This window comes from Nostoc sp. FACHB-152 (assembly GCF_014697475.1).
In the GTDB taxonomy this organism is placed as follows: Bacteria; Cyanobacteriota; Cyanobacteriia; order Cyanobacteriales; family Nostocaceae; genus Nostoc_B.
Map to the genome: position 1 here is coordinate 1 of NZ_JACJRV010000188.1, position 1,735 is coordinate 1,735.

A 1,735-nucleotide genomic window follows, 5' to 3' on the forward strand; every position below is an offset into this window, starting at 1 on the left:
ATACCCTTAAACGCGCACCCATATTTTAGTTCCCTCGGTAGATACATTCTCCGTATTTACTTATCTTTACATAGTTTGGTTTTTTCATGCCTACTTACTTAAATGGCTGGTTTCAAATTACAAACAATGACAGCACAAACGTATTTTCAGTCAGCAGCATTGAGCATATAGTTTCTGGCGGAGTTACTCTTGTTTAAAAAACTGCTTGTACATAAATCTAATATTTAGCCTTTTCAGGTATTAGTTTATCAGCAGCAATCAGTAAAAGGTTATGGCACAAAAGCAGGTTTTCCAAATCCAATAGCAAAGGTAGCACATACAGTTTTCTGCCCAAGAGAACACATAATCATACAAACCACTGTGCATCAAAGGTGAATGTGTTATCTAATATTTTTCCTTAATCTAAGTATTATGCTCCAATCAGGTGCAGTATCCTGCACCTTTACTCAAAACTTTGAGGAGATAAGCAACAATTTACTAGTTTCAATTAGCGGTAGGGGTCGGGAAGATGAAATTAAGTAACCTCTGTTTGTTTTTAACACCCGCTCAACGTACATACCACACAGATGCAATAAACGAAGAAATAATTACACAAAGGCAGAGAATAAGCTGAAAAACATCTAGCTTGCATCTATAAATTTCGATGTACTTTTGAGGCTACTTTTAGGTGATAGCTCGGTCTACTGGCTTATCAGTAGAACAAGTGCAACAATTACAACAGCAGCAACGGGAATTGAGAAAGGTGGCAGGCTAAAGAACTTGCCCAGCAGTTAAAACTTGTGATGCGGTTAAATCTAGCATTGGGAAAGTTGCTGACCGAATAATCTCCGTCCCCTGAAACACTGACTCTTCATATAATCCATCTACCAAAGTCAGCAAAGTAATTCGGGATTTTCCAGGGTCAACAATCCAGTATTCCGGGATACCTCTTGCTGCATACTCAGAACGCTTATAACGGTAGTCTCTATCCTCATTTATCTTTCCTGGGGAAACAACCTCAACTACCATTACTGGGGAAGGCATATCTGGGGTAATTGTCGCTCTTTTTTGGGCGATCGCTTCGAGTAACTCTTGTGTCAAAATCATCAAATCAGGCAGTCGCACACGCGTTCTGTTGCCGATGACGACAAGTTCTGTATCTTTGTGGCGAATGAGTTGAATTGGGATAAACTTGAGAAACTGCGACTACAGTTTCTGATGGTAACAGCGAAGAGAGCAGTTGAACTTGATGGTCAACATCTCCTACTGTTTGGTACACCCGATACGGGTCAATTTGCATTCCTAAAGGAGTAGGAACGATTTTTAAATAGTCGTTCAAAGTTTGGATATAACTGTTATTAAAATTATGATTAGCCACATAAGAAAGTAGACTATTAAGCAGTTGCAATGCTCGTCTAATATCCGCAACAGAAAAACTAGAATCAAGAGTTGGCTGACTTTCTTGATAGCCTTTCATTTTCTTTTCGGCTACAAGATTGTGGTATTTGTAAGTAGCTTGGTGATGGCTGTTAAAATTGTGGGTTTTAGTTTGGGATTTGTAACCCACTCGACCCCATTCAACAATTACGTTACAGCCTTCAACTTTTGCCGACCAGAATTTGTTGCTGTTGTTAACAGCATCGACATAAACTAAATAAGTAGGTGGGTGGAATTAATTATAAGATAGAAAAACTGCTAAATTAGGTTGTTATGCCTGCCCCATTACGCATCATTCTGACCCCAGAGGAAGACAGAA

2 pseudogenes are annotated in these 1,735 nt (G+C 39.1%); both read right to left on the reverse strand.

From position 1 onward, the window contains the following. Positions 1–750: 750 nt before the first annotated feature. Positions 751–1,185: pseudogene (locus tag H6G76_RS36485) on the reverse strand (Uma2 family endonuclease); the annotation flags it as partial. After that, a pseudogene (locus H6G76_RS36490) lies at positions 1,091–1,627 on the reverse strand (WGR domain-containing protein); the annotation flags it as partial. The pseudogenes H6G76_RS36490 and H6G76_RS36485, both read right to left, overlap by 95 nt. Between the last annotated feature and the right edge of the window lie 108 nt (positions 1,628–1,735).